Raw genomic sequence first — 24,834 nt, 5'->3', positions numbered from 1 at the left:
CGCCCGGCCGGGTAGCGTTCTTCAACGACAGCACCGGCGCGGTCGATGGGGGACGGCATGCTCATCACGGACGACTTCCTGCCCGTACCCGTGCCGGAGCTGTCCGGCTGAGGGCGGCACGCCCGGCCGGGTAGCGTTCTTCAACGACAGCACCGGCGCGGTCGATGGGGGACGGCATGCTCATCACGGACGACTTCCTGCCCGTACCCGTGCCGGAGTCGCTCGACGCGACCTACCTGGTGCCCATCGCCGGGCTGCCGAAGGTCAGCCCGAAGACGGCGGTGGCGGCCCTCGCGGGGCGGCTCGCCGAGCCGGTGCACGGCCTGGCGAAGCAGATGCTCGACAGCCCGCTGATGACCGTGGACACCCGGCCGATCGGCGAGTTCCCGGAGCTGCCGCCGGACCTGCTCACCGCGTTCGGCGCCACCGAGGCCCAGCTGGCCCGGCTGGCCGCCGCGACGCACCTGGTGGTGGTCCAGGCGGAGTACCGGCCGGGCTGGCCGCCCGCGCACGAGTGGGCGGCCCGGGCGGTCGCCGCCGCGGTGGCCGAGACCGTCGGCAGCGACGTGGTGGACGTCTTCGGCCTGCAGTTCCTCGACCCGGCGGCGGCACTGCGCTCGCTCCCCGACGAGCAGGGCCGGATCCGGCTGGTCGACTGGGTGCTGGTGCCCTACTCCTCGGACGCCGACGGGCTCTGGTTCACCACCAAGGGGCTGCGTCGGTTCGGGCTGCTGGAGCTGCAGGCCCAGGGGGTGCCGGACCACCTCACCCGGGCCTGGGGCGCGGTGATGACCGGCGCGGCCCGGCGGCTGCTGCGGGACTGGACCGACGGACTGGCCGGCGAGGAGGTGCCGGCGTTCGTGCAGCTCCCCGTGCTGGCCACGGTGACCGGTCACGACATCGCGGTGGCCTACGGCAATCCGGAGCAGCACGGGGCGACCGCGCCGGTGCTGCTCGGCTGGAGCTGGACCCGGCGACGGACCCGGACGCCGACTCGTTCCTCAGCCTGCGGCCGCCGCCCGGCCACCCGGGGCCGGCCGGCCGGTACTTCGCCGCCGCCTGCGCCACCCTCTTCGCCGGCATCCAGCCGGACGTCCGGTACGCCCGCCCCGGCGACGCGATGAGCAAGGCGATCGCCACCGCGCGGGCCGGGTTGGGCGACATCCGGGGCCGGTTCCTCGCCGGTCAGCTCCCCGCCGAGACCCAGCTCGTGGTCAAGTACGGCCTGCCCGGCGACGACGGCCCCGAGTTCGTCTGGGCCGGGGTGACCTCCTGGGACAGCGCGGAGCGGATCGTCGGGGTCAGCGCCAGCGACGCCGCCACCGACCCGACCGTGCGGATCGGCGCCCCCGTGGTGATCGAGGCGACCGACGTCGTCGACTGGGCCCTGCTCGATGGCACCGGCGTCACCGAGGGCGGCTGGACCCAGGCCGTTCTCGACGCCGGCGAACGCCCGCAGCCCGACTGAGCGTCACCGCACCGAGGGGGTGATGAACGGGGGGCGGGTGACGGTCATCTGGGCGCGGCGGCCGCGGATGTCGACCTCGACCACGTCGCCGTCGGCCAGCTTCGGGTCGGTGTCCAGGAGGGCCAGGGCGATGCCCCCCTTGCGGGTCGGGGAGAAGGTGCCGCTGGTGACGATGCCGACCCGGGTGTCGCCGACGTACACGGCCATGCCGGGGCGCGGGATGGCCCGGTCCACCGCCACCAGGCCGCGCAGCGTACGCCGGGGGCCGGCGGCCTTCTCAGCGAGCAGCGCGTCCCGGCCCCAGAAGGCCGGCTTGTCCCAGCCGACCGCCCAGCCGGAGCGGCCCTGCAGCGGGGTGATCTCCAGCGACAGGTCCTGCCCGTGCAGCGGGTAGCCCATCTCGGTGCGCAGCGTGTCCCGGGCGGCCAGCCCGCAGGCCCGCAGCTCGTACGCCGCCCCGGCGGCGAAGAGCGCGTCCCAGACGGCGACCGCGTGCGCGGCCGGCACGACCAGCTCGTAACCCAGCTCGCCGGTGTAGCCGGTGCGGCACACGCTCAGCCCCATCCCGTCCAGGGTGGCGGTGGAGAAGCTCATGTAGCCGTGTTCGGTGGGCAGCCCCAGCGCGGCGAGCAGCTCCGCCGAGCGCGGCCCCTGCACGGCCAGCACCGCGTACGCCTCGTGCTCGTCGCTGACCTCGACCCCGGCCGGCGCGGCGGCGCGCAGCCGGCGCACCACCTCGGCGGTGTTCGCCGCGTTCGGGATCAGGAAGACGTGGTCGTCGGCGTGCAGGTAGGCGATGATGTCGTCCACCACGCCGCCGGTGGCGTCGTCGCAGCAGAGCGTGTACTGCGCCTGGCCGGGGCCGATCCGGCGGAGGTCGTTGGTGAGGCAGGCGTTGACGAAGTCCGCGGCGCCCGGCCCGGTGATCCGCGCCTTGCCCAGGTGCGAGACGTCGAAGACGCCCACCCCGGTACGGACCGCGGTGTGCTCCTTGAGCACACCGCCACCGGCGTACTCCAGCGGCATCTCCCAGCCCCCGAACGGGGCGAACTTGGCGCCGACGCCCTCGCGGGAGACCCCGCATGAGTACGCCCCGCCGGCCCGCCGCCGTCCGGCCCGCCGCCTCCCGGGCCGGCAACCCGCCACGCCAGGGTGCCCGGCCCGGCAGCCGGCGGAGGCTCCGGTGAGCACCTGCGTGCCCTGGCCAAGGCGCAGGCCCTCGCCGCCGGGGTGGCCCAGCCGATGGCCACGGTCCGGCACCTGCACCTGTCGGAACGCCCGCTGGTGCTGGTGCCGCTCGCCATGGCCGGCGAGGCGAACGCCCCCCTCGCCGCCCTGGTCGGCGCGGCCCCCGACGAGGCGCGGCTGCTGATCGTGCCGCAGCCCCGCAACCGGCAGCAGCGGTTCGCGTTCGCCGCCGAACTGGCCGGCATCCTGCTGCCCTACCTGGACTCCTTCCGGGGCGTCACCGAGGCGGTGCCCACCGACCGGGGCCGCGACGTCCGCCACCGGTACGCCGACGCGCCGCAACTGCTGGTGCCCAACCCGGCCGGGGTCACCTTCCTGCGGCTGCTCGGCCGCTCCACCCGGTTCCGGCGGCCGGACGGCGACCACCCGGTGCACCCGTCGGTGCCGCTGCTCGGCCGCTGGCTGACCTTCTTCGCCGAGCGGGCCGAGCACCCCGGCTCGGCGGCGCTGCTGGCGATGACCGAGGCGCTGACCCTGCACTGGGCGACCGGGCAGAGCGCGGTCGAGGACCTGCACCTGCCGGCGCTGCTCGGCTGGATCGACCCGCCGGCCGGGCTGACCGGCGCGGCGGCGGCCGCCCGGGCCGAGGACCCGACGATCTGCCCACCGGCCGGCCCCGCCACCGACCCCGACTTCGACAACCGGCTGCTGGCCCCGACCATCGCCGCGTACGCCGAGGCCGAGGCGGACACGGTCGCCCGCGCGGCGGCGTACGCGGAGCTGGAGCGCCTGCTGCGCGATCAGCTCGCGCCCGCCTGGGAGCTGATGTGGCGCGGCGTGGGGCTGCTGCGCGCCCTGCCGCCGGGGGGCCGGGTGGCCGGGCGGTGGGACGGCGACAAGGACGCCTTCACCGGGTACGCCGAGCACCTCGACGCCGGGGGCGGCCCGCAGCCCCGGCGCGACGGGGCGGTGGCCGCCGCCGTCCGCCTGCACCGGCTGGAACGGGCGCTGACCTCGTACGCCGTGCAACGCGCCTACGACGACCCCCTGGTCATGGCCGAGCACCGGCTGACCGGGGAGGCGTTCGTCGGCGACGTGACCCTCGCCGACCCGAAGCGGGTGGACGACACCGGGAAGCGGCCGGTGCTGCGCCCCCGGATCCAGGTGGTCACCACCGAGCCGGTGCCGATGCCGGTCGGGGCGACGCTGTGGTCGCCGGCCCGTCCCGCGCAGAAGGCCCGGGTGGTCTTCGTGACCCCGGGCGCGGACGGCAAGACCGAGGTGGTGCTGGAACTCTCCGGCGGGATGGGCCGCGGCCTGACCGCCCCGCCGGGCACCGTGCCGGAGGTGGGGGAGCGGCTCTGCCTCACCACCCTGTCGGACGCCTTCCTGCCGGCGGGTAACTTCCCCGCTCCGGAGGAGACCCCCTGGACGCACGGCGGCCCGCCGGCCGCCGCGCCCCCGGTCGACGGGGCCGGCGTCGCGGAGGGTGGCGCCGCCACCGGCAGCGATGGTGACCCGGCGGAGGAGTGGGCCTGAGGGCCCGGCAGGGCGACAGCGCGTCACCGTCCTGATCGGGCGGGTGACGGGTGCCGGTCGGCTCTGGCGGCGGCATCGGCCGGGTGACTACGCTTGCGCCGTTCGCCGCCCGTGACCGGTCCTCATCGTCGAGGGTGCACATCTGAGAGAGAGCCGGAGCGAATCGTTGTGGTGCCGCAGGACGTGAGCCGCGTCGTCGTGGCCCGTCCCACCCTGTCCGGCCGCGTCGGTCTCGTCGCGGCGCGGTCGTCGTACTCGGGGAAACCGTTTGGCTGGTGGCCGCGCTGCCCGGCGCGGCGTGGTCAGCGACCTGGGTGCGGTGGCGGTGGCGGCCTGGGCGGCGGTCGCCTGCGTCGGCGCGTCCCGCCGGCATCCGCTGGCGTTGCGCCGGTTCTGGCGGCTGCTCGCGGTCACCATGGCGCTCGCCGCGATCGGTCGGGTGCTGTGGACGGTGCAGCGGCTCGGCGGGCACCAACTGCCGCACACCCCGCTGATCGGCGGCGTCTTCACCGCCGGCATCCTCACCGGCACCGCCGCGCTGCTCTGCTCGATGGCCGCCCCGTGCAGCCTGGTCGGGCAGGCCCGAACCCTCCTCGACGGTGTGATCGTCGGGCTGGCCCTGATCCCGATCGGCTGGGTGGTGGTCTTCCGCGACGTCGCCGCCGCCGACCTCGCCGACCCGCTGCGCACCCTCGGGCTGCTCTACCCGATGTTCGACCTGATGCAGCTGACCATCCTGGTCGCGGTCGCCGGGCCGTCCCGGCCGAGGTGGCGGCCGTTGACCGTGATCGGGGCGAGCCTGGCCGTCCGGGCCACCGCCGACACGGCCTACGTGTCGCTCATCGCGCACGGCAGCTACACGCCCGGCCACCCAATCGACGTGTGCTGGCCGCTGAGCTACCTGCTGATCGGCGCCGCCACCACGTGCCCGCCGCCGCCCGGTGGCGACGGCGGCGACGAGACGGCCGAGTCGCCGCTGCCGCCCTGGTGGCGGGTGGCGCTGCCGTACCTGCCGGTCGGCGGGGCGATCGTCGCGGTGGTGCTCGCCCGCCGGCCCACCGGGCAGACCCCGCACCTGATCTTCCTCGGCATCATGGCGCTGCTCGGCGTGCTGGCGCTGCGCCAGGGGCTGGCCGCCAACGAGAACCTGCGGCTGGTGGCCCGGCTGCGCCGGCTCGCGTACTCCGACCAGCTCACCGGCCTGCCCAACCGGCTGACCTTCAACCGGCGGCTGCGCCGCGCCCTGCGCGACGACGCGCCGGTCGCCGTGCTGCTGCTCGACCTGGACGGGTTCAAGCAGGTCAACGACCGCTTCGGGCACCCCACCGGGGACCGGCTGCTGGCCAGCATCGCCGAGCGGATGCGGGACGCCACCGGCGCCGACGGGATGATCGCCCGGCTCGGCGGCGACGAGTTCGCCGTGTTGGTCCACGGCGACCGGCCGGTGCCGCCGGAGCGGCTCGCCGAGCGGCTGCTCACCGCCCTGGAACCGCTGCCCGGTGAGGAGGACCTCGGCCTCAACCCGTCGGCGAGCATCGGCATCGCCGAGTACGGCCCGCAGCACACCTCCCACACCGACCTGCTCCGCGACGCCGACATCGCCATGTACGCGGCCAAGGCGGCCGGCAAGTCCGCGTACCGGACCTGCACGTCGGCGCTGCGCGAGTCGGCGGTGACCCGCGCGGAGCTGATCGCCGACCTGCGCCGCGCCGTCGACGAGGGACAGCTTCACCTGGAGTACCAGCCCATCGTGGACCTGGCCACCGGCGCGGTACGCAGCGCCGAGGCGCTGGTCCGCTGGCGGCACCCCCGGCTCGGGGTGCTGGCCCCGGAGCGCTTCCTGCCGCTGGCCGAGGAGACCGGGCTGATTCTGCCGGTCGACCGCTGGGTGATCCACGAGGCATGCCGGGCTGCCGCGGCCTGGCGGAAGCGGGACCCCCAGGTGACCGTCGCGGTGAACATCGCCGCTGCACACCTGCGCCGGCCCGACCTGATCGCCACGGTCACCGCCGCCACCGCCGGCGCCGGCCTGCCAGCCCGCGCCCTCACCCTGGAACTCACCGAGTCGGCGTTGATCGAGGGGAGCGACGTGGTGCTGGACCGGCTGCGCCAGCTCCGCGAGCTGGGCATCCAGATCGCCATCGACGACTTCGGCACCGGCTACTCCTCGCTGAGCTACCTGCACCGGATCCCGGCCACCGAACTGAAGGTCGACCGCTCCTTCGTGTCCCGCCTGGGCACCGAGGACGCCCGGGCGTACGCCACGGTGGACATGGTCAACCGGCTCGCCGCCGCGTTCGACCTGGCCGTGGTGGCCGAGGGAGTGGAGACCGACGCGCAGCACGCGGCGGTCACCGCGATCGGCTGCGTGCACGGCCAGGGCTTCCGGTACGGCCGCCCGGTCGCCCTGCCCGAGCTGCTGACCACGCTGACCCCGGTCGACGCCGCCCGCTGACCGGCAACCCGGCCCGCCCTGGGGAGGCCGAAGGTCCCGACCAGGACAGGGGGCACCCAACAGATAGGCCCGCAGTAGGCTATAGCGCTCTTAAGGCCGTTATGGTGAGCAATGTGAATCTGAAGGAGTGGGCGGTGTCCCAGGGCGTCGCGTACGTGACCGCGCGGCGGCAGTACGCGGCTGGGACGCTGCCTGTTCCCACGTATCGGCTGGGCCGGCTCATCATGGTGGGCGAGCCTCTCGCCGCGGCGGCGCCCAGTGGCGGGCTGACGGTGGTGTACGCCCGGGTCTCGTCGGCTGACCAGCGGTCTGACCTGGACCGGCAGGTGGCGCGGGTGACTATGTGGGCGACCGGACAGCAGTTGGTGGTGTCCCGGGTGGTGACCGAGGTCGGGTCCGCGCTGAACGGGCATCGCAAGGAGTTCCTCGCCCTGCTGCGCGACCCGACGGTGACGACCATCGTGGTGGAGCACCGGGACAGGTTCGCCCGCTTCGGCGCCGAGTATGTCGAGGCGGCCCTGGCCGCTCAGGGTCGTCGGCTGCTCGTGGTGGACCCGGCGGAGGTGGACGGCGACCTGGTGCGGGATGTCACCGAGATCCTGACCAGCCTGTGCGCCCGTCTGTACGGGCGTCGGGCGGCCGCCAAGTGGGCTCGGCGGGCCGTCGCGGCGGCAACGGACGATGGTGATTGATGTGATGGTCGTGCAGGCGTACCGGTTCGCCCTGGACCTGACGCCGTGTCAGGAACGCGCGGTGCTGGCGCACGCGGGTGCGGGTCGGGTGGCGTACAACTGGGCCCTCGCCCGGGTGAAGGCGGTCATGGAGCAGCGTGCCGCCGAACGCTCCTACGGCGTCGCGGAGTCGGGCTTGACGCCGACGATCGAGTGGTCGTTGCCGGCGTTGCGCAGGGCGTGGAACGCGGCCAAGCCGGACGTGGCGCCGTGGTGGGCCGAGTGCTCCAAGGAGGCATTCAACACCGGCCTCGACGCCCTGGCCCGCGGTTTGAAGAGCTGGTCCGATTCGCGCACGGGTAGGCGGGCGGGGCGGCGGGTGGGGTTTCCCCGGTTCAAGTCCCGTCGCCGCAGCACGCCGTCCGTGCGGTTCACCACGGGTGCGATCCGGGTGGAGCCGGACCGCAAGCACGTCGTGCTGCCCCGGCTGGGCCGGCTCAAGTTGCACGAGTCCGCCCGCAAGCTCGCTCGCCGGCTGGAAGCGGGCACGGCCCGGATCATGTCGGCTACCGTGCGCCGTGACGCCGGGCGGTGGCATGTCGCGTTCACCGTTGAGGTCGACCGGGTCGAGCGCACACCGGCGCGCCCGCAGGCGGTGGTCGGCGTGGACGTCGGGGTGAGGCACCTGGTGGTGCTGTCCACCGGCAAGATGGAGCCCAACCCCCGCCACCTTGAGGACGCGGCCCGTCGAATGCGGCGTCTCGCCCGGCGCCTGTCACGGGGTGTCGGCCCGGATCGGCGTAGCGGCCAGCAGCCGTCGAACCGGTGGGAACGCGCGCGCAGGCAGGTGGCCCGGGCGCACGGGCGGGTGGCGAACCTGCGCCGCGACGGCCTGCACAAGCTCACCACCCGGCTGGCCCGCGAGTACGGCACCATCGTGGTCGAAGACCTCAACGTGGCCGGCATGCTACGCAACCGGCGCCTCGGTCGGCGCATCGCCGACGCCGGCTTCGGCGAACTACGCCGGCAATTGGCGTACAAGACCACATGGAACGGCGGCCACTTCGTGGTGGCTGACCGCTGGTATCCCTCCAGCAAGACCTGCTCGGCCTGTGGCACGGTGAAAGCCAAGCTTGCCCTGTCCGCGCGCACCTACACCTGCACCACCTGCGGCCTGGTCCTCGACCGGGACGTCAACGCCGCACGCAACCTCGCCGCGCTCGCGTGTGAGGCGACAACCGCCGGGAGTGGCCCGGTGGCAGGACGTGGAGCCGACCGTAAGACCCGCCCCGGCGGGCCGGTGGCCGTGAAGCGTCAACCCGGCACCGCCCAGGTGGGTAAGGCCGGGACCGTCCCGCAAGGCGGGACTGCCAATCACATGCTCACCAGAGCACACTGAGAGGTAACGGTTCGGCCCTGCTCCGGGCGCGCGTGCCGACGGTGACGATGGGACGGTCACCGAAGAACGCCACCATCCCCTCAGGAGCCGGACATGAAGCGACGGACGTTGGATCTGCTGTTCAGCATCGGCGGGCTGGGCCTTGCGGTCCTGCTGCTCGTCGTGGGCATCGTCCTCACCACGAAGGCCAACTTCGCCAACACCTACGTGCACGACCAGCTCGGCGCCCAGCACATCAGCTTCAAGCCGGCCGACACCCTCACCGACGAGGAGAAGAAGTCCGACTGCCTGCGCGAGTACGCCGGCCAGGCCCTGACCACCGGCAAGTAGGCCGAGTGCTACGCCAACGAGTTCATCGGCCTGCACCTCACGGCGACCGGTGACGGCAAGACGTACGCCGACCTGGGCGGCCCGCAGACCGCGCTGAAGGAGCAGGTGGCCCAGGCCGAGCAGACCAGGGCCGCGAACCTGGCCGACCTGCAGAAGCAGCTCGCCGACGTCACCGCGCAGCGGGAGACGGTCTTCAAGGGTGAGACGCTGCGCGGCCTGCTGCTCACCTCGTACGGCTTCAGCGAGTTCGGCCGCAAGGCCGGGCAGGGTGCCCTGGCCATGTACCTCGGCGCGGCGCTGCTCCTGGTGCTGTCGCTCGCCGGCCTGGTGCACGCCTTCCGGACCCCGGCCAGCGCGACGTTCGCCGCCCCGGATGAGGCTCGGGAGCGCGTCACGACCTGACCCGACCAGCCGCACCCGCCGCCCCCGGCCTCCCACCCGCTTCGGGAGACCGGGGGCGCCGTGTTCCCGCTCACGTCCGTCGGCCCGGTCCCAGAATTGGGGTTGACCCTCACGTAACGGCAGGCGGGAGCCTTGGTCGCGGAAGGGAGGGAACCATGGCGTACACGGTGGGTCAGGTGGCGAAGCTGGCCGGGGTGACGGTGCGGACGCTGCACCACTACGACGAGATCGGGCTGCTCTCGCCGAGCGGCCGGACGGCGGCGGGCTACCGCCGCTACGACGACGCGGACCTGGAGCGGTTGCAGCTCGTCCGCTACTACCGGGAGCTGGGGTTCCCGTTGGACGAGATCGCGGCGATCCTCGACGACCCGGGCGCGGACCCGGCGGCGCACCTGCGCCGGCAGCACGAGCTGCTCACCGGGCAGATCGGGAAGCTCCAGGAGATGGTCGCCGCGATCGAGCTCGCGATGGAGGCGAGAAGGATGGGGATCCAACTGACCCCGGAGGAGCGGTTCGAGGTCTTCGGGGACTTCGACCCGGACGCGCACGCCGAGGAGGCGGAGCAGCGGTGGGGCGGCACCGACGCGTACCGGGAGTCGACCCGGCGCGCCGCCCGCTACTCGAAGGAGGACTGGCTGCGCAACAAGGCGGAGAACGAGGACTGGGGGCGGCGCGTCGCCGCGGTCATGGACTCGGGCGCGCCGGCCGACAGCCCGGCGGCGATGGAACTGGCCGAGGAGCACCGGCAGCTGATCAGCCGCTGGTTCTACGAGTGCTCGTACGAGATCCACACCGGGCTGGCCGACATGTACGTGGCGGACCCGCGGTTCACCGCGTACTACGAGAAGATCCGGCCGGGGCTGGCCGCGTATCTGAGCGAGGCCATCCACGCCAACGCGATCAGCCGGGCCTGACGTGCCACGATGGCCCTGACGGGTCGGGCTCACCGCAGGAGGCCAGAGTGTTCATCGTCGCCGCAGTCTCTACGTCGACCCTGACGGCCGGGACGCCTACCTGGCCTCCTGCGTCGAGACCGTCCGACAGGCGCGCTCCGCCCCGGGCTGCATCGACTTCGCGGTGAGTGCCGACCTGATCGAGCCGGGCCGGATCAACGTCTACGAGCGGTGGGAGACCGACGAGCAGTTGCTCGCCTTCCGCGGGTCCGGCCCGTCGGAGGAGCAGACGGTGGCGATCCTCGGCGCCGAGGTGCACCGGTACCGCATCTCCGGCGTCGAGGCCCCCTGAGCGCCGGGGTCTGGCGCGCCTGCCGTCACCCGCCAGGGCGCGGCGAAACGCGGCGCGGTTCTGAGTCCGAGTCCCCGGCGGGCGCCTGGTCCGGGTCGGGCAGGGTCGGGTGGTCGGTCGGGTAGAGGCCGGCGACGAAGCCGTAGACCGTGTCGCCGGAGCGCGGCAGCTCGGTGAACTCCCGGATGAGCGCCTCGACGCGCCGCCAGAACTGGGCCGCGCTCTCCCTTGGGATGCGGGCGTGGCGGATCGTCGAGTAGAGCGTGTCCGCCTCGTGGGCCGGCACCGACTCGGCGGCCGCGACGGACAGGCCGTTGACGCACACGGGTGTCGTCGTGTCGCCCGGGCGCCGGACCACGCCCACATGGATGGTGCGGCCCGTCCGTCCGTAGTACCGCTCGTCGATGGCGCGCACCCGCCGGGTGCGGACGACGCGGAGCATCCCGGCCTCGAGCAGCACGTTGACGTGGTGGGCGACCGTACTCTTCGGACGGCCGACGGCGGTGGCCAGCTCGGCCACGGTGGCGGCCGCTCGAGCACCAGGTCGAGGATCGTGGCCCGCAGCGGGTCGGCGATCGCGCGCAACTGCGCGGGTGTGGACACCTCGACGGTGTCGGGCAGGTCGTAGTCCGGGATTCGGGTATTGCTCGACATTTGTCGAACAGTCTAAAGTTTTGGAGTGTTCGCGGCAAGATCCCATCCGAGACCGGGGAGACCGCATGGCTGAGGTGTTGTTGTTCCATCACGCGCAGGGCCGGACGACGGGCGTCCTCGCCTTCGCCGACGAGCTTCGCCGGGCCGGGCACACCGTGCACACGCCGGACCTCTACGACGGCCACACCTTCGCGACGCTGGACGACGGCCTGGCGTACGCCCGGGAGGTGGGCTTCGGCAACCTGCTCGATCGGGGCGTCGGCGCGGCGGACGGGCTGCCCGACGGGCTCGTCTACGCCGGCTTCTCGCTCGGCGTGCTGCCGGCGCAGAAGCTCGCGCAGACCCGGGCCGGCGCGTGCGGGGCGCTGCTGTTCGAGTCCTGCCTGCCCGTCTCGGAGTTCGGGACGGCGTGGCCGGCGGGCGTGCCGGTGCAGATCCACGGCGCGGACGCCGACCCGTTCTTCGCCGGCGAGGGTGACATCGACGCGGCCCGCGCGCTCGTCGAGTCGGCCGACGACGCGGAGCTGTTCGTCTACCGCGGCGATCGGCACCTGTTCACCGACCCCAGCCTGCCGTCCTACGACGCCGACGCCGCCAAGCTGCTCACCCAGCGCGTGCTCGACTTCCTCGCCGCCCGCTGACCGCGACCGACGGAGACAGCCACCCTCGCGCTCAGGGCGTCACAAGATGAGGTCGAGCAGCAGGACGCCGACGAAGCCGACCACCGAGATGATCGTCTCCATCACCGACCAGCTCTTGATGGTCTGCCCGACGGTCAGCCCGAAGTACTCCTTGACCAGCCAGAATCCGGCGTCGTTGACGTGCGAGAAGAACAGCGACCCGCAGCCGATCGCCAGCACCAGCAGCGCCACCTCCGGTCCCGGGAGGGTGGCTGCCAGCGGCGCGACGATGCCTGCCGCGGTGATGGTGGCGACGGTGGCCGAGCCGGTGGCCACCCGGATGCCGACGGCGACCAGGAAGCCGAGCAGCAGCGGCGAGAGGTTGGCGTCCTTGGCGTACTCCGCGACCAGGTTTCCCACGCCGGCGTCGACCAGGACCTGCTTGAAACCGCCGCCGGCCGCGACGATCAGCAGGATGCCGGCGATCGGCGGCAGCGACCCGCCGAGGAAGCCGGAGACCTGGCTGCGGCTGAAACCGGTCCGGTAGCCGAGGAAGATCATCGCGAAGATGACGCCGGCGAGCAGGGCGATGATCGGGGTGCCGATGATGTCCAGCGCCTTGCGGCCCGCGGTGCCCTTGTCGAGGGCCAGTTCGCCGATCGCGCGCAGCAACATCAGCACCACGGGCAGCAGGACGGTGACGAACGCGGCCCACAGCGCGGGTGCGCGGCGCGCCCGCACCGCAGCGGTGGCAGCCTCGTCGATCGGCTCGCCAGGGCGGCCGGTACCGGGGTTGACCAGGTCGTCCTCGGCGACCAGGTCCCCGTCGGCGTCCATCCGGGGGCGACCGGTGGCCGCGGGCCCCCGCCCGCCGGCGACCGCCAGCGGTTGCCTGGTGGGCAGCAACGCCTCCGGTGCGGTGGCGGGCACGTAGCGGGCGATGAAGTTGCCGAAGATCGGCCCGGCGACGATCACCGTCGGAATGGCCACCAGCAGGCCCAGCGCGAGGGTCTGGCCGAGGTTGGCGCCGAGGGCGTCGATCGCGACCAGCGGGCCCGGGTGCGGCGGCACCAGGCCGTGCAGCACCGACAGGCCGGCCAGCGCCGGAATGCCGATCTTCATCAGCGGTACGTCCACCCGCCGGGAGACCAGCAGCACGATCGGCACCAGCAGCACCACGCCGACCTCGAAGAAGAGCGGCAGCCCGATCAGGGCGGCCACCCCGGCCATCGCCCAGGGCAGGGCGGCACCGCCGACCCGGGCGACCACCCGTTCGACGATGCTGTCCGCGCCGCCGGACTCGGCGAGCAGGCCACCGATCATGGCGCCGAGCGCGATCAGCAGGCCGACCCCGCCCACGGTGGAGCCGACCCCGGCGCTGAACGAGGTGACGATCTTGTCGACCGGCACGGCGGCGACCACGCCGAGCACGGCCGCGCCGAGGATCAGGGAGAGGAACGGGTGCACCTTGCCCCAGGCGATGAGCAGCACCACAGCGGCGATGCCCAGCACGGCGGCGGTGATCAGTTGAGCGTCACCGGCGTTGGTGAGCGGTGCCGCCGGTGCGGCGAGCGGAGTGACCACAGCTATCACGACCTTCGGTAGTCGTCCGTGCCTCGGGACGGGCGATCACATGGGAGCAGCGGTGGGTGGTGGCTCCGGCGGCAGGCTCGGCGCCAGCCGTCGCAGCGACGCGAACGTCGGAACGAGCGCGTCGTACAGCTCGGAGAAGAGGGGCAGCAGGGCGGCGTACGTGGCCGCCGAGGCCGAGTCGGGGCGTACCGTCTCGTCGATCTCCACCAGGTCGGCGGCGACGTCGATGGAGCCGATCAGGCCGAGGGCCTGCATGCCGAGCAGCGCGGCGCCGAAGCTGGACCCCTCGTGCCCGGCGGGGAAGCGCACCGGCATGCCGAGCGCGTCGGCGAGGATCTGCCGCCACAGCGGGCTGCGGGCGAAGCCGCCGCTGCCGCGGATCTCCCGGACCTCGTTACCGGCCGCCCGCACCGAGCCCAGGACCAGGGCGAGCTGCTGGCAGACCCCCTCCAGCGCGGCCCGGACCAGGTGCTCGCGCCGGTGGCCGTGGGTCAGCCCGACATACGCGCCGCGGGGCAGCGCGCTCCAGTGCGGCGCCCGCTCACTGAGCAGGTACGGCAGCATGATCAACCCGCCGGAGCCGACCGGCGCCCGGGCGGCCAGTTCGAGCAGTTCCTCCTCGGCGTGCTCGCCCAGCTCCGGGGCGAGCGCGTCGCCGGCCCACTGCAGCACGATGCCGCCGTTGTTGATCGCCCCGCCGACCACCCAGCGGTTCTCGGTGAGCGCGTAGCAGAACACGCCGCCGAGCGGGTCGACGGCGGGCCGTTCGACGGCCACCCGCATCGCCCCGGAGGTGCCGATCGAGCAGGCCACCACGCCGGGCTTGACCGCGCCGAGCCCGAGGTTGGCCAGCGGGCCGTCCCCGGCGCCGACGACGAGCGGGGTGGCCGCGGGCAGGCCGGTCGCCGCGGCCGCCTCGGCGGTGAGCCCGGGCAGCACGGTGGTGGTGGGGACCAGCTGCGGCAGCTGCTCCTCGGTGATCCCGGCGACGCCCAGCGCCTCCGGGTCCCAGGCCAGCCTGTGGATGTCCATCAGGCCGGTGGCGGAGGCGACCGAGTGGTCGGTGACCAGCGCCGCGGCCAGCCGCAGCAGCACGTAGTCCTTGATGCCGACCCAGTGCGCCACCCGCTCGAAGAGCCTCGGCTGCTGCTCGGCGAACCAGACCAGCTTGGGCAGCGGTGCCATCGGGTGCACCGGCGTGCCGGTGCGGCGGTGCAGGGCCAGCCCGGACGGCGCGGCGCGCAGCCGCTCGGCCTGCCCGCTGGCCCGGGAGTCCGCCCAGGTGACCGACGGGGTGAGCGGGTTGCCGTCGGCGTCCAGGCCGATCAGGCTGTGCATCGCGGTGCTGAACGACAGCCCGGCGATCGGCTCCGGCAGCTCGGCGACCACGGCCCGGACCGATTCGACCACCGCGTCGAGGATCAGCCGGGGGTCCTGCTCGGCGTAGCCCGGGTGCGGCTCGTCGAGCGGGTAGCCGACCGTGTGCATGGCGAGCCGCCGCCCGTCGGTGTCGTACGCGACGGCCTTGGTGCTGGTGGTGCCGATGTCCACGCCGACCACGACGGTGGAGGTCGCGTCGCTCACCGGTCCACCTCCCTCCCCCCGAGGCCACGGCGCACCCGGCTTGTGGCTGACGTTACCGACGCCGGGACCCCCTCGCATGGTGAAGCGGCCCGACCCGGAGCACCCGGTCCCGGCCGGGAATCGACGCGGCGGACTCCGCCGATTGTGCGGGTCAATCCGCCGATCGGTCAGATTAACGACTTTCGCGTGTCTTGTCGGCCTTCCGTCGCAGTTGATGTGCATGACACCCCGATTGGTGGGCTCGCGCGGCGGAGGAGTCGGCGTGGCGAAGACTGATTCGACGGGTTCCACATGGCGGTACCGGTGGGCGCACCGGCAGAACGACCGCCGGCAGCGGACCTTCCGCGACGCCGACGAGGCGTGGCGACGGCGCGACGACGAACTGCGCCGGCTGCGTATCCTCGCCGGCTCCTTCCAGGGCTCGGCGGAAGCCGGCGTCGGCCTGCCGATCGAGCTGGCCCCCGGCGAGGTCGTCTTCTGGACGCTGCCGGCCGCCCAACTGGTCGAGGTGCGGCACACCGCCGTGCTGCCGGCCCCCGAACTGACCGTCGACCCGGACCCGCCGGCGCTGCGCCCGCGCCGCCCGGAGGGCCTCAAGGTCACCGACGCCGGGCTCGCCGTCCTCACCAACCGCCGGCTGGTGCTGCTCGGCGGGCGCGGCCGGCGCGACTGGGCGTACGGGCGGATGACCGGGCTGGCCCACGACCCGGCGGCCCCGGTCACGCTGATCCAGGTGCTCGACCGGCGGCGCACCTCCGGGCTGCTGCTGCCGACCAGCGCGGTCGCCGAATTCCGGTTCAAGCTGACCCTCGCCTTCGCCGACGCCATCGAGCAGCGCGCCGCCGTGGTCGCCCAGCTCGACGAGCTGATCGCCGAACACGCGCAGGTCCAGCCGTTCCGGCCGGGCATCGTCACCCCGGCGCAGGCCCGGCTCTCCGCCCGGGTGCCGGGCGGCCGCCGTACCGTCGCGGTCGCCGCGGCCCTCGCCCTGGTCGTGCCCGCGATGCTCTTCGAGTCCGACCCGCCGGTGCGGCCCGGCTCGGACGTCGCCTCCGCCGCCACCCCGGCGCCACCGCGACGCCCGCGCCCCGACCGGTCGCCCCCGCCGTGCGGGTGGAGACCACCCTCGCGCCGAAGCCACGGAAGAAGTCCAGCCCCGCGCCGACGCCCGCGCGGTCCCGCACCGCCGCGCCGCAGCCCGCCGGGGAACCGCGCTGCGGCGCCCCGGCGAACCCCTTCGGGTACGACTTCTGCGGCGACGGCTACCGGGTCCGCCGGCCCGCCGCGCGGACCTGCGAGTTCTTCGACTGCGCGCCCGACTTCTGGTCCGGCAGCGGCTACCTCGTCCAGTGCCGCGACGGGATGCTCAGCCTGACTGGCGGACAGCGGGAGGCCTGCGCCGGCCAGGGCGGCGTGCGCCGCATCGTCCACACCTGACCGGTCAGCCGCCGAAGTCGGGGACTATGAGCGTGCCGTCCTCACCCAGGGGCAAGCCGGGGTTCCAGGCGATCTCCCACAGGTGACCGTCCGGGTCGGTGAAGCAGCCGGCGTACCCGCCGTAAAAGGTTTCCCGGGCCGGGCGGGTCACCGTCGCCCCGGCCTCCACCGCCTCGCGCAGGATCGCGTCGACCTCCTCGCGGCTGCGTACGTTCTGCGCCAGGCTCAGCCCGCCGAACCCGTCGGCGCCCCGATCGGTCAAGCCGGCGTCGTCGGCCAGCTTGTCGCGCCCCCAGAGCACCACGGCCAGCCCGCCGGCCTGGAAGAAGACGGTCTGCTCGACCTCCTGACCCCGCCAGCCGAGCCGCTCGTAGAAGGCGCGGGCCCGGGCCAGGTCGGCCACGCCGAGGGTGACCAGACTGATGCGTTGCTCCATGCCCGGACCGTACCCGCCGGTGGTGCCCGGCGCGACGATCAGCGGGCGGGCCGGGCGAGGGGGAAGAGGCCGGCGAAGACCAGCGCGGCGCCCACCGGCAGCAGGTCCAGCTCGACCCCGATCGCGAGGAAGCCGACCAGGACGAGCACCGGCCCCCACGCCGGCAGCAGCCGGACCACGACCGCGCGGACCAGCAGCGTGAGCAGGCCCAGCTGGAACAGCGCCGGCCCGCCGATCAGCACCACGTCCGGCGGCGACACCGCCTCGGCGAACCGCGGGAACAGGTCGCCGAGGATCACCCAGCCGAACGCGGCCGCGCCGACCAGCCCGGCCACGGTCGCCACGTCGGTGAACCCCCGCTGGCGGGGCGAGGTGGCGAGCAGCAGACCGCGCAGCTCCACCATGAGCACGGCGAACAGGACGATGCCGAGCAGGAACAGGGTGTGCCCGGCCAGCCAGGGCCACGCGGACTTGTCGCGGTGCCCGTCCAGGCCGTCGAGGAGGCGGAGGATGCCGTAGCCGAACAGCAGCATCGAGGCGGTCAGGGCCGTCGGCCGCAACCAGGCGTACGGGGCGGGCGCGGTGGCGCGGGAATCGGTGGCGATCATTGCGTCAGCCTGGCAGCGGGACGAGGCGGGGACATCAGGGCTCACCCCCAGCGGCCCCGGAAGGGCCGGCCCGGAGTCCGTCAGGGTCGCGGTAATCCCTTCGCCACCACGACGCGCCGGGCGCTACCGTCCCGGCGTGTCCCGCACCGTGACCCTCCTGCTGGTCGACCAGGCCGGCGAGCAGCTGGGCGCCCTCCCCGCGTACGACGTGCCGGAGCCGTGGTGGCAGGAGATCGGCTCGGTGGTCGCCGAGGCGCGACGGCGGCACGGCCTCGACGTGGCGGTGCTGCGGCTGCTCGCCGCCGACCGGCCCGAGCCGCCGGGCGGCCACCTCACCTACCTGGGCCAGGTCGCCGAACGCCCGGCCGTGCCACTGGACCCGGTGTCGGTGGACCTGTCGCCGCACCCGCTGCGCGGCCCGTGGGCCGAGCCGGGCGGCCCGGCCGGCAGCATCGCCTGGGCCACCGACGAGCTGGACCGCCTCGGCCGGCCGGTCACCGCCGTCGCGCAGCAGCGCACCTGGAACCTTTCGGCGATCTGGCGCCTCGACGGCGGGCACGGCAGCACCTGGCTCAAGCAGGTGCCGGTCTTCCTCCGGCACGAGGGCGCGGTGCTGCGCTGGCTCGCCGACGCCGCGCCGGGCGCCACCCCGACGGTGCTCGCCGACGACGGGGCGGGCCGGGTGCTGCTCGACCACGTGCCGGGCGAGGACCGCTACGCGGCCGGCGTCGAGGAGCGGACTGCCGTCGCCGCCGACCACCACGCCGTCCAGCTCCGCGCCGCCGACGCGGTGCCGGCGCTGGTCACGGCGGGCGTACCGGACCGGCGGGGGCCGGCCCTGGCCCGGTGGATCCGCGCCGCCCTCGCCCCGCACGACGTCTCCACCGTGGACGGCCTGCTCGCCGGCCTCGACGATCGCCTCGACGAGGTACGCCGCTGCGGGCTGCCCGACACCCTCGTCCATGGCGACCTGCACCCCGGCAACGTGCGTGGCGACGGCGAGCGTCGGGTGACCATCGACTGGGGCGACGCGTTCGTCGGCCATCCCGCCTTCGACATCCTGCGGCTTACCGAAACCCTCGCCCCGGCGACGGCCGCGCCGATGCTGGCGGCGTGGGCGGGCCGGTGGCGGGCCGAGGTGCCCGGCTGCGACCCGGAGCGGGCGGTCGCGCTGCTGCGTCCGGTCGCCCCGTTGCGGCTGGCCGCGGTGTACGCGATGTTCCTCGCCGCGATCGAGCCGAGCGAGCACCCGTACCACGCGGGCGACGTCCCGGCCTGCCTGGCGCGGGCCGCCGCCGAGGGCTGAGAACCTCAGGTCCGCCGCACCGGGATCCACAGCTCGGCCTCGGCCCGCTTCCCGTCCGCCGACACGCGCACCTTTGAGATCTCCGGGCCGGGCCGGGTCTGGTATGGGTTCGACGGGAACCACTGGGTGAACACGTCCCGCCACAGGTACTGCAACGCTTGCGGGAACTCCCCCGAGGACTCGAAGACCGCCCAGGTGCCCGCTGCCACCGGCAGGCTCGCCATGTCGTCCGGCGCATCGGCGCCGGTCACCACCCCGTGCCAGTAGTCCAGCTCGGTGCCCTCCTCCCGGCTGCCGGCGAGGTCGTCGCTGACGTTGACGATGCCCTTCGGCTCCTGGTCGGACAGCGCCTCCATCCGGCGTACGGTCTCCGGTCCGATGCTCCGGATGAACGCGACGATGGCCGGGTTCATCCCCTCGTGGACCAGGGGGACGCGGGCCTTGCGGCCGACCAGGCGGAAGTCGTCCTTCTCCACGATCCGGTATCGCATGCTGGTGCTCCCTTCGACGACGAGTCGGAAGGACATCCGGGGCTGGGCGCGAAGCGCCGCCCCCGTACGCCGGGCCTCGCTCGGACCGACGCCGTGCACGGCGCGAAACGCCCGGGCGAACGCCTCGTTCGAGCCGTACCCCCAGCGGACCGCGATGTCGAGCAGCGACTCCTCTCCGGCGAGGACCTCCGCGCCGGCGACGGTGAGCCGCCGCCGTCGGACGTACTCGGACAGCGGGATGCCGGCGAGGGCGGAGAACAGCCGCCGGAAGTGGTACTCCGACGTGACCGCGATCCGCGCCAGTTCGGCCACCTCGACCGGCTGGTCGAGGTGCCGCTCGATGTGCGCCATGGCCTGGTTGAGCCGCTCCAGCACCCGGTGCTCCTTCCGTTTTCCGCCACCGACGCTAGGCACCCGGGTGATCCCGGACCCGACATTTTGAGCCCGGCGCGATCGGTTGCGCTTTGACCGACCGGTGGCGGAAGTGTCGCCGAGACGTGACGAACAGCACCAGCACCCTGCGCGTTGACCGTCGTTGGGCTCTTGAGCGATGGCTGGCAGAGCGGCCGGCATCGTCGAGGGGACCCAAAGATGGATGAGCACGCGGAGTGGGACGACCTGCGCGCGCGCCGGATGGCGGAGCCGGGCGCCGCAGAGGCGTACGAGGCCGCCCGGATCGCGTTCGAGCTGGGTCGGACGGCGCGGAAGTTGCGGGAGCGCACCGGCCGGATCGCTCTCCGCCGGCGGACGGCTCGCCCGCCAACACCTTGATGCCGGGAGACGTGCTGGCTCGTGCCACTGATGCACCGGCTTGGGCGACGCAGCCGGGCGTGCTTGCGGCACCCACGACCCGCTGCGCTTCGTGCTGCGGCGCGACCGAGTGGTGCTGGACCTGGCCGCCCCGGCGCTGGTGGTCGCCCGCCGCGCCGATGACCCGGACGGGGCGACCGACCTGGCCCGGCTGGTCGACGTGCTGATCACCGCCACCCGCCGAGCGGGGGACGACGGACGCGGTCCCGCGTCGGCCCGGGTGGTCAGCGGGATTGGCGCACGGTGACCGGTGGGCCGAACCGGACCGGGACGCCGGGGGAGTAGAGCACGCTCGCCGGCGGTCCGGACGGCGGCGGCAGCCCGGCGGCGCTGATCAGCTCGTCGTCCAGGTGCAGCAGCTCGGCCCGGTGCAGCGGCCACTGGGGATGCCAGTTCGGCAGGTGCAGTGTGCGCCCGTACGCCCGGGTGTGCAGGCCCCAGCGGGCGGTGACGAAGTGTTCCAGCGGGGTCGGGTCGCGATCGGCTCACCCACCCGGACCACCATCCGGCTGGTCGCACCGGCCGGGCCGGGCCAGCGGCGCCGACAGCGGTAGGTGTAGCGGTCACAGTCCCGGTCCAGCCGCATCGCCGACCACTTGTACGGCAGCCGCAGGCTCAGCTGCGCGATCAGCACCGGGACCAGCCGGGACGCGTCGAGCGACCGGAACACCACCGCCCGCCGGCCGGTGCCGTCGACCGAGTACAGCCGGACGTTGGTCTCCCAGAAGCTGCCGAAGTACGGCACTCCCGGCCCCCTTCCGAGGCCCAGCCCGACCATCCGGAAACCGATCAGGCCGACGTAGGTGAGCCCGTCGAGCGTGTCGGGTCGGGTGCCGGCGGGCAGCAGTGGCGCGACGACCTCCGGTGGCACGGCCCAGTGCACGAAGGTGAGGTTCCGCCAGCGTTGGCGCAGGACGGCCCAGGGGAACGCCCGCTCGGGCGCGACGTCGACCGGCTCGATGTCCACGTGCCCATCCTGCCCGCACCGTGGACCGCGGCCGATGTCCGCCGGTCGTCAGTTGCTGCGGATCAGGCCCGGTCCGGCGACGATGTCCACGTCGCCCTCGTCGACGTCGTGGCCCAGCTCGCAGCGGAGCGCCGCCCGGACGCGGTGGCCGCACTCCCGGTGGGTGGCGAGGACGGCGGGACCGGCGTCGTCGGCGGCCCAGGTGTCGCCCCAGGTGCGCAGCGCGGTGATGACGGGCAGCAGTTCACGGCCCTTGCGGGTGAGCTGGTACTCGCGGCGGGTGCGCTGCCCCGGCTCCCGGTAGGGGACCCGTTCAAGCAGGCCGGCGACCACCAGCTCCTTGAGCCGGGCCGCCATGGCGGGCTCGCCGAGACCGACCCGGTGGACGAAGTCGTCGAAACGGCGCGTACCGAGCAGGGCCTCACGCATGGTGAGCATCGCCGACCTGCTGCCGACGATGTCCATCGCCCGGGCGATCGAGCAGTTCGCCATCGACCAGGCGTCCCGGTCGTCCCGTAGATCCGTCATAACGACCAGCGTACGGGCTGACTTGCGTTGACGCTAGTCAGGTGCTTCACTGGTCCCTGGCTGGCTTGCTTCTGCACAAGCTAGCTGGCCGACACTACCACCCGGACAGGATCCGACCTCAGCCGCGACGTGCGCGGCAAGCTCTCCGGCGGCGTGGCCGCGCTCTACCCGCAGCTCCCGTGACCGCCGCCCCTCACCTCCCGCCGCGCGCCACCGGCGCGGGAAGCACCGCCTTCCCCGCCGGCATCACCGCGGATCCGACCCCTCCAGGAGTACACGTGACCGACCAGCGAACCCCGGCCCCGACCGGGCCGGCCACCACCCAGCCGGCGTCGGCGCCGCCGTCACCCGCCCGCGGCTCCCAGGTGGCGACCCTCGTCGCGATGTGCCTGGGCGCGGCGATCACCTTCCTGCAGATCACCGCGACCGTCTCCGCCCTGACCACCATCCAGCGGGACCTGCACGTCGAGCCGACCACCCTGATCTGGATCCCGAGCGCCTACACCCTGGCCGTGGCGAGCCTGGTCCTCTCCGCCGCCACGCTCGGCAACCGCTTCGGGCGCAAGCGGATGTTCGGCGCCGGCGTCGCCGCGATGATCGCCGGCGGGGCCCTGCTGGCGCAGGCCGGCACCCCGGCCTGGGTGATCGCCGGGCAGCTCCTGGCGGGCATCGGCGGGGCGGTGATCCTGCCGAACAGCCTGGCCATCCTCAGTGCGACCTTCACCGACCCGCACCGGCGCACCGAGGTCATCACCGCCTGGTCGGCCGCCTCCGGCATCGGCCTGGCGGTGGGCCCGCTCATCGCCGGGGCGCTGCTGCGGCAGCACCACTGGCACACCGTCTACCTGTCCACGATCGTGCTGGGGGTGGTCACCCTCGTCGTCGCCGCGGTCGGGGTGGCCGAGTCCCGGCAGGGCATCGGTCGGCTCGACCTGCCGGGCCTGCTGCTGGGCACTGTCACCATCGCCGCGTTCGTCTACGCCCTGATCCGGTCCGGACGCGACGGCTGGACCAGCCCGCCCGTGGTCACCGCGTGGCTCGGCTCCGCCGCCGCGCTGGTCGGGTTCGTCCTGGTCGAGCTGCGCACCGCCGCACCGATGCTCGACGTACGGCTGTTCCGGTCGGCCTCGTTCAGCGCCGTCATGGTCGTCGCCGCCGTGTCGCTGTTCGGCTTCACCGGCGTGGCGATCCTGCTCGTCCTGTTCCACGAACGCGCCCAGGGCCTCAACCCGCTGGACACGGGCTGGCGGATGCTGGTGCTGTTCGGCGTCTACGCGCTCGCCGCGTTCGGCGCCGGGCGGACCATCCGCCGCACCGGCTTCAAGGCGCCGCTCACCGCCGGTCTCCTCCTCGGCGGCCTGGCCAGCCTCGGCCTGGCCGCGCAGGGCCCGGCCACCACCTTCGGCCAGCGCTGGCCGCTGCTCGCGCTCTTCGGCGCCGCCAGCGGTCTGGTGGTTGCCCCCGCGACCGCCGCCGCGCTCGCCAGCGTCGCGCCTGCCCGGGCCGGCATGGCCTCCGGGGCGGTCAACGCGGCCCGCCAGGTGGGATCGGTACTCGGCGCGTCCCTGCTGGGCACCCTGCTCACCACCCGGCTGCTCGCCGAGCTGCCGGAGCGGCTCGCCGCGCACCAGGTCGCGGAGCCGGCCCGCAGCGCGGTGCAGTCGGCGGTGGCCGCCGGCACCAGCGGCACCCAGCCGCTGCCCGATCCGGTCCGGGCGTCCCTCGCCGAGGCGCTGACCGCGGGGGTGCAGGCGGGGCTACGCGTGAATGCCATCGTCTTCCTCGCCACCGCCGTGCTCGCCCTCGCTCTCGTCCGCAACCGGCCGCACCATCACTAGCGGCGTCCGTCGAGCCCGTCGATGTCCGGGCGGGTGCCGCTGGGCAGCAGGGGGCGACCAGCTTCGGCGCGACGGCCCAGTGCAGGGCGTGGTCAGCCGAGGAACGCGAGGAGGTGCCGGGTCGTCTCGTCGGGGGCCTCCTCCGGCAGGAAGTGGCCGGCCTTGACGGGGCCTCCGTCGACCTGGTCGGCCCAGGCCCGCCACATCTCCAGCGGCTCGTACCAGCTCGCCACCGGGCCGGCGTGACTCCACAGCGCCAGGACGGGACAGCGGATCCGCCGGTTGCCGCGGTCGTCCTCGTCGTGCTGGTAGTCCAGCGTGGCGGCCGCCCGGTACTGCTCGCAGATCGCGTGGACGGCGTCCGGGGCGCTGAGCTTCGCCACGTACTCCGCCCGGACGGCGGCGGGGAAGGCGTCCGGTGCCTCGGACAACGAGTCGAGCATGTAGTCGACGATCACCTCCGGCGCCTGGGCGACGAGGCGTTCGGGCACCGGCTCTGGAGCGGCGAGGAACGACCAGAGCCAGAACCCGAGACTGAAGGCCATGTCGGCCCGGCCGAAAGCGTCGCCGGTGGGCACGATGTCGAGCACCGCGAGGCGGGTCACCGTGTCGGGGTGGTCCAGCGCCATCCGGTACGCGCAGCGCGCGCCGCGGTCGTGCCCGACGACGGCGAACGTGTCGTAGCCCAGCAGCCGCATGACCTCCACCTGCTCGCGGGCCACCTGGCGCATGCTGTACGGCGCATGGTCCGGGGTGCTCGGCGGCTTCCCGCTGTCACCGAAGCCGCGCAGGTCGGTGGCCACCACGGTGAACCGTTCCGCGAGTCGCGGCGCGACCTGGTGCCACATGAGGTGGGTCTCGGGCATGCCGTGCAGCAGCAGGACCGGCGGGCCGTCGCCGCCCTGGCGCCCGTGGATGGTCGTGTCCGTGGTGGCGACCTCCACCTCCTCGAAACCCTCGAACACCAGATCCGTCCCCTTCCCCGTCGACCTGCAGACCCACCTCGGCCGGTTCAACGAGGGGACCGCCTTACCGCTGCTGGACCATCAGGACCCGCTGCAGCCCGCGAGGGCGGCAGCGGGCCCGCGGGGCTGGCGCCAATGGCCGTCTTCCGACTCCTGACGTGGGTCTTCCTGGTCCGGCTACGGCTGCGGGCCGGCAGGCCGAGCACGGTCGACGACCGGCCCGACCGGACGATCAGCCGGCGCCCAAAAAAACAGGGCCGCGCGACATAGCGCAGGATCAGTTCACAGGGTAGAAACATC

The 24,834-nt window shown here is 73.9% G+C and carries 21 protein-coding genes and 4 pseudogenes; 15 read left to right on the top strand and 10 right to left on the bottom strand.

Going from position 1 to position 24,834, the window contains the following annotated elements; translation table 11 throughout:
* Positions 1-176: 176 nt before the first annotated feature.
* A pseudogene (locus JNW87_RS04085) lies at positions 177-1,468 on the top strand (DUF2314 domain-containing protein).
* Between the two features lie 3 nt (positions 1,469-1,471).
* On the opposite strand, the gene gcvT reads toward JNW87_RS04085, so the two are convergent.
* Positions 1,472-2,659 carry a glycine cleavage system aminomethyltransferase GcvT gene (gcvT, locus tag JNW87_RS04080; RefSeq protein WP_238453065.1) on the bottom strand — a complete coding sequence of 396 codons (1,188 nt, stop codon included), beginning with the start codon at positions 2,657-2,659 and terminating at the stop codon, positions 1,472-1,474.
* A gap of 51 nt (positions 2,660-2,710) precedes the next feature.
* Between gcvT and JNW87_RS04075 the strand changes: the two genes are divergently transcribed.
* The 8 genes and pseudogenes from JNW87_RS04075 to JNW87_RS04040 form a co-directional block, all read left to right on the top strand.
* Positions 2,711-4,195 (top strand): hypothetical protein, encoded by a 1,485-nt coding sequence (locus JNW87_RS04075; protein ID WP_238453069.1) that lies wholly within the window; start codon positions 2,711-2,713, stop codon positions 4,193-4,195.
* Positions 4,196-4,493: 298 nt separating this feature from the next.
* A complete protein-coding gene (locus JNW87_RS40440) occupies positions 4,494-6,650 on the top strand; it encodes an EAL domain-containing protein (protein ID WP_238453064.1) in 2,157 nt (718 codons plus the stop codon).
* Positions 6,651-6,763: 113 nt separating this feature from the next.
* Complete coding sequence (locus JNW87_RS04065) at positions 6,764-7,342, top strand: IS607 family transposase (protein ID WP_238453063.1); 579 nt, start codon at positions 6,764-6,766, stop codon at positions 7,340-7,342.
* Positions 7,332-8,720 (top strand): IS607 family element RNA-guided endonuclease TnpB, encoded by a 1,389-nt coding sequence (tnpB, locus tag JNW87_RS04060; protein WP_238453062.1) that lies wholly within the window; start codon positions 7,332-7,334, stop codon positions 8,718-8,720. Before JNW87_RS04065 ends, tnpB begins: the two co-directional genes overlap by 11 nt.
* A 93-nt stretch (positions 8,721-8,813) precedes the next feature.
* Entirely contained in the window at positions 8,814-9,050 is a 237-nt protein-coding gene (locus JNW87_RS04055; RefSeq protein WP_238453061.1) for a hypothetical protein, read from the top strand.
* 105 nt (positions 9,051-9,155) lie between these two features.
* Positions 9,156-9,452: a hypothetical protein gene (locus JNW87_RS04050; RefSeq protein ID WP_238453060.1), complete on the top strand. Its 297-nt coding sequence runs from the start codon at positions 9,156-9,158 to the stop codon at positions 9,450-9,452.
* A gap of 155 nt (positions 9,453-9,607) precedes the next feature.
* Entirely contained in the window at positions 9,608-10,366 is a 759-nt protein-coding gene (locus JNW87_RS04045; protein ID WP_238453059.1) for a MerR family transcriptional regulator, read from the top strand.
* Positions 10,367-10,430: 64 nt separating this feature from the next.
* A pseudogene (locus tag JNW87_RS04040) lies at positions 10,431-10,697 on the top strand (putative quinol monooxygenase); the annotation flags it as partial.
* 25 nt (positions 10,698-10,722) lie between these two features.
* Here the strand turns inward: JNW87_RS04040 and JNW87_RS04035 are convergent.
* Positions 10,723-11,217, bottom strand: a complete 495-nt coding sequence (locus JNW87_RS04035) for a helix-turn-helix domain-containing protein (protein WP_238453058.1) — start codon at positions 11,215-11,217, stop codon at positions 10,723-10,725.
* 199 nt (positions 11,218-11,416) lie between these two features.
* Here JNW87_RS04035 and JNW87_RS04030 point away from each other — a divergent pair, with 199 nt between their 5' ends.
* Positions 11,417-11,992: a dienelactone hydrolase family protein gene (locus tag JNW87_RS04030; RefSeq protein ID WP_238453057.1), complete on the top strand. Its 576-nt coding sequence runs from the start codon at positions 11,417-11,419 to the stop codon at positions 11,990-11,992.
* Positions 11,993-12,031: 39 nt separating this feature from the next.
* On the opposite strand, the gene JNW87_RS04025 is transcribed toward JNW87_RS04030, so the two are convergent.
* Together JNW87_RS04025 and JNW87_RS04020 are read right to left on the bottom strand one after the other, a co-directional pair.
* Positions 12,032-13,555 carry an SLC13 family permease gene (locus tag JNW87_RS04025; protein WP_238453056.1) on the bottom strand — a complete coding sequence of 508 codons (1,524 nt, stop codon included), beginning with the start codon at positions 13,553-13,555 and terminating at the stop codon, positions 12,032-12,034.
* A 45-nt stretch (positions 13,556-13,600) separates the two neighbouring features.
* Positions 13,601-15,148: a gluconokinase gene (locus JNW87_RS04020; protein WP_238453055.1), complete on the bottom strand. Its 1,548-nt coding sequence runs from the start codon at positions 15,146-15,148 to the stop codon at positions 13,601-13,603.
* 262 nt (positions 15,149-15,410) lie between these two features.
* On the opposite strand from JNW87_RS04020, the pseudogene JNW87_RS04015 reads away from it, so the two are divergent.
* Positions 15,411-16,585 (top strand): annotated as a pseudogene (locus JNW87_RS04015) (hypothetical protein).
* Positions 16,586-16,589: 4 nt separating this feature from the next.
* On the opposite strand, the gene JNW87_RS04010 reads toward JNW87_RS04015, so the two are convergent.
* Positions 16,590-17,021, bottom strand: coding sequence for a VOC family protein (locus JNW87_RS04010; protein ID WP_238453054.1), 432 nt, complete (start codon positions 17,019-17,021; stop codon positions 16,590-16,592).
* 38 nt (positions 17,022-17,059) lie between these two features.
* On the bottom strand, positions 17,060-17,629 hold the full coding sequence (locus JNW87_RS04005; RefSeq protein ID WP_238453053.1) for a hypothetical protein: 570 nt from the start codon (positions 17,627-17,629) through the stop codon (positions 17,060-17,062).
* Positions 17,630-17,765: 136 nt separating this feature from the next.
* Here JNW87_RS04005 and JNW87_RS04000 point away from each other — a divergent pair, with 136 nt between their 5' ends.
* Positions 17,766-18,935 carry a phosphotransferase family protein gene (locus JNW87_RS04000; protein WP_238453052.1) on the top strand — a complete coding sequence of 390 codons (1,170 nt, stop codon included), beginning with the start codon at positions 17,766-17,768 and terminating at the stop codon, positions 18,933-18,935.
* Positions 18,936-18,940: 5 nt separating this feature from the next.
* Here the strand turns inward: JNW87_RS04000 and JNW87_RS03995 are convergent, their stop codons facing one another.
* Positions 18,941-19,801: an AraC family transcriptional regulator gene (locus JNW87_RS03995; protein WP_238453051.1), complete on the bottom strand. Its 861-nt coding sequence runs from the start codon at positions 19,799-19,801 to the stop codon at positions 18,941-18,943.
* Between the two features lie 216 nt (positions 19,802-20,017).
* On the opposite strand from JNW87_RS03995, the gene JNW87_RS03990 reads away from it, so the two are divergent.
* The gene (locus JNW87_RS03990) at positions 20,018-20,197 is read left to right on the top strand and encodes a hypothetical protein (protein ID WP_238453050.1); all 180 of its coding nucleotides are present in this window, start codon (positions 20,018-20,020) and stop codon (positions 20,195-20,197) included.
* Between the two features lie 40 nt (positions 20,198-20,237).
* Positions 20,238-20,483, top strand: coding sequence for a hypothetical protein (locus tag JNW87_RS03985; protein WP_238453049.1), 246 nt, complete (start codon positions 20,238-20,240; stop codon positions 20,481-20,483).
* On the opposite strand, the pseudogene JNW87_RS03980 reads toward JNW87_RS03985, so the two are convergent.
* Positions 20,461-21,203: pseudogene (locus JNW87_RS03980) on the bottom strand (YqjF family protein). The gene JNW87_RS03985 and the pseudogene JNW87_RS03980 sit on opposite strands and share 23 nt — an antisense overlap.
* A gap of 48 nt (positions 21,204-21,251) precedes the next feature.
* Positions 21,252-21,731 (bottom strand): helix-turn-helix domain-containing protein, encoded by a 480-nt coding sequence (locus JNW87_RS03975; RefSeq protein WP_238453048.1) that lies wholly within the window; start codon positions 21,729-21,731, stop codon positions 21,252-21,254.
* A 278-nt stretch (positions 21,732-22,009) separates the two neighbouring features.
* On the opposite strand from JNW87_RS03975, the gene JNW87_RS03970 reads away from it, so the two are divergent.
* Complete coding sequence (locus JNW87_RS03970; RefSeq protein WP_238453047.1) at positions 22,010-23,569, top strand: MFS transporter; 1,560 nt, start codon at positions 22,010-22,012, stop codon at positions 23,567-23,569.
* A gap of 92 nt (positions 23,570-23,661) precedes the next feature.
* On the opposite strand, the gene JNW87_RS03965 is transcribed toward JNW87_RS03970, so the two are convergent.
* Positions 23,662-24,534 carry an alpha/beta fold hydrolase gene (locus JNW87_RS03965; RefSeq protein ID WP_238453046.1) on the bottom strand — a complete coding sequence of 291 codons (873 nt, stop codon included), beginning with the start codon at positions 24,532-24,534 and terminating at the stop codon, positions 23,662-23,664.
* Between the last annotated feature and the right edge of the window lie 300 nt (positions 24,535-24,834).

Source organism: Micromonospora sp. ATA51 (genome assembly GCF_016802855.1).
Lineage (GTDB): Bacteria > Actinomycetota > Actinomycetes > Mycobacteriales > Micromonosporaceae > Micromonospora > Micromonospora sicca.
This window is presented reverse-complemented; position numbering and strand designations above follow the sequence as displayed.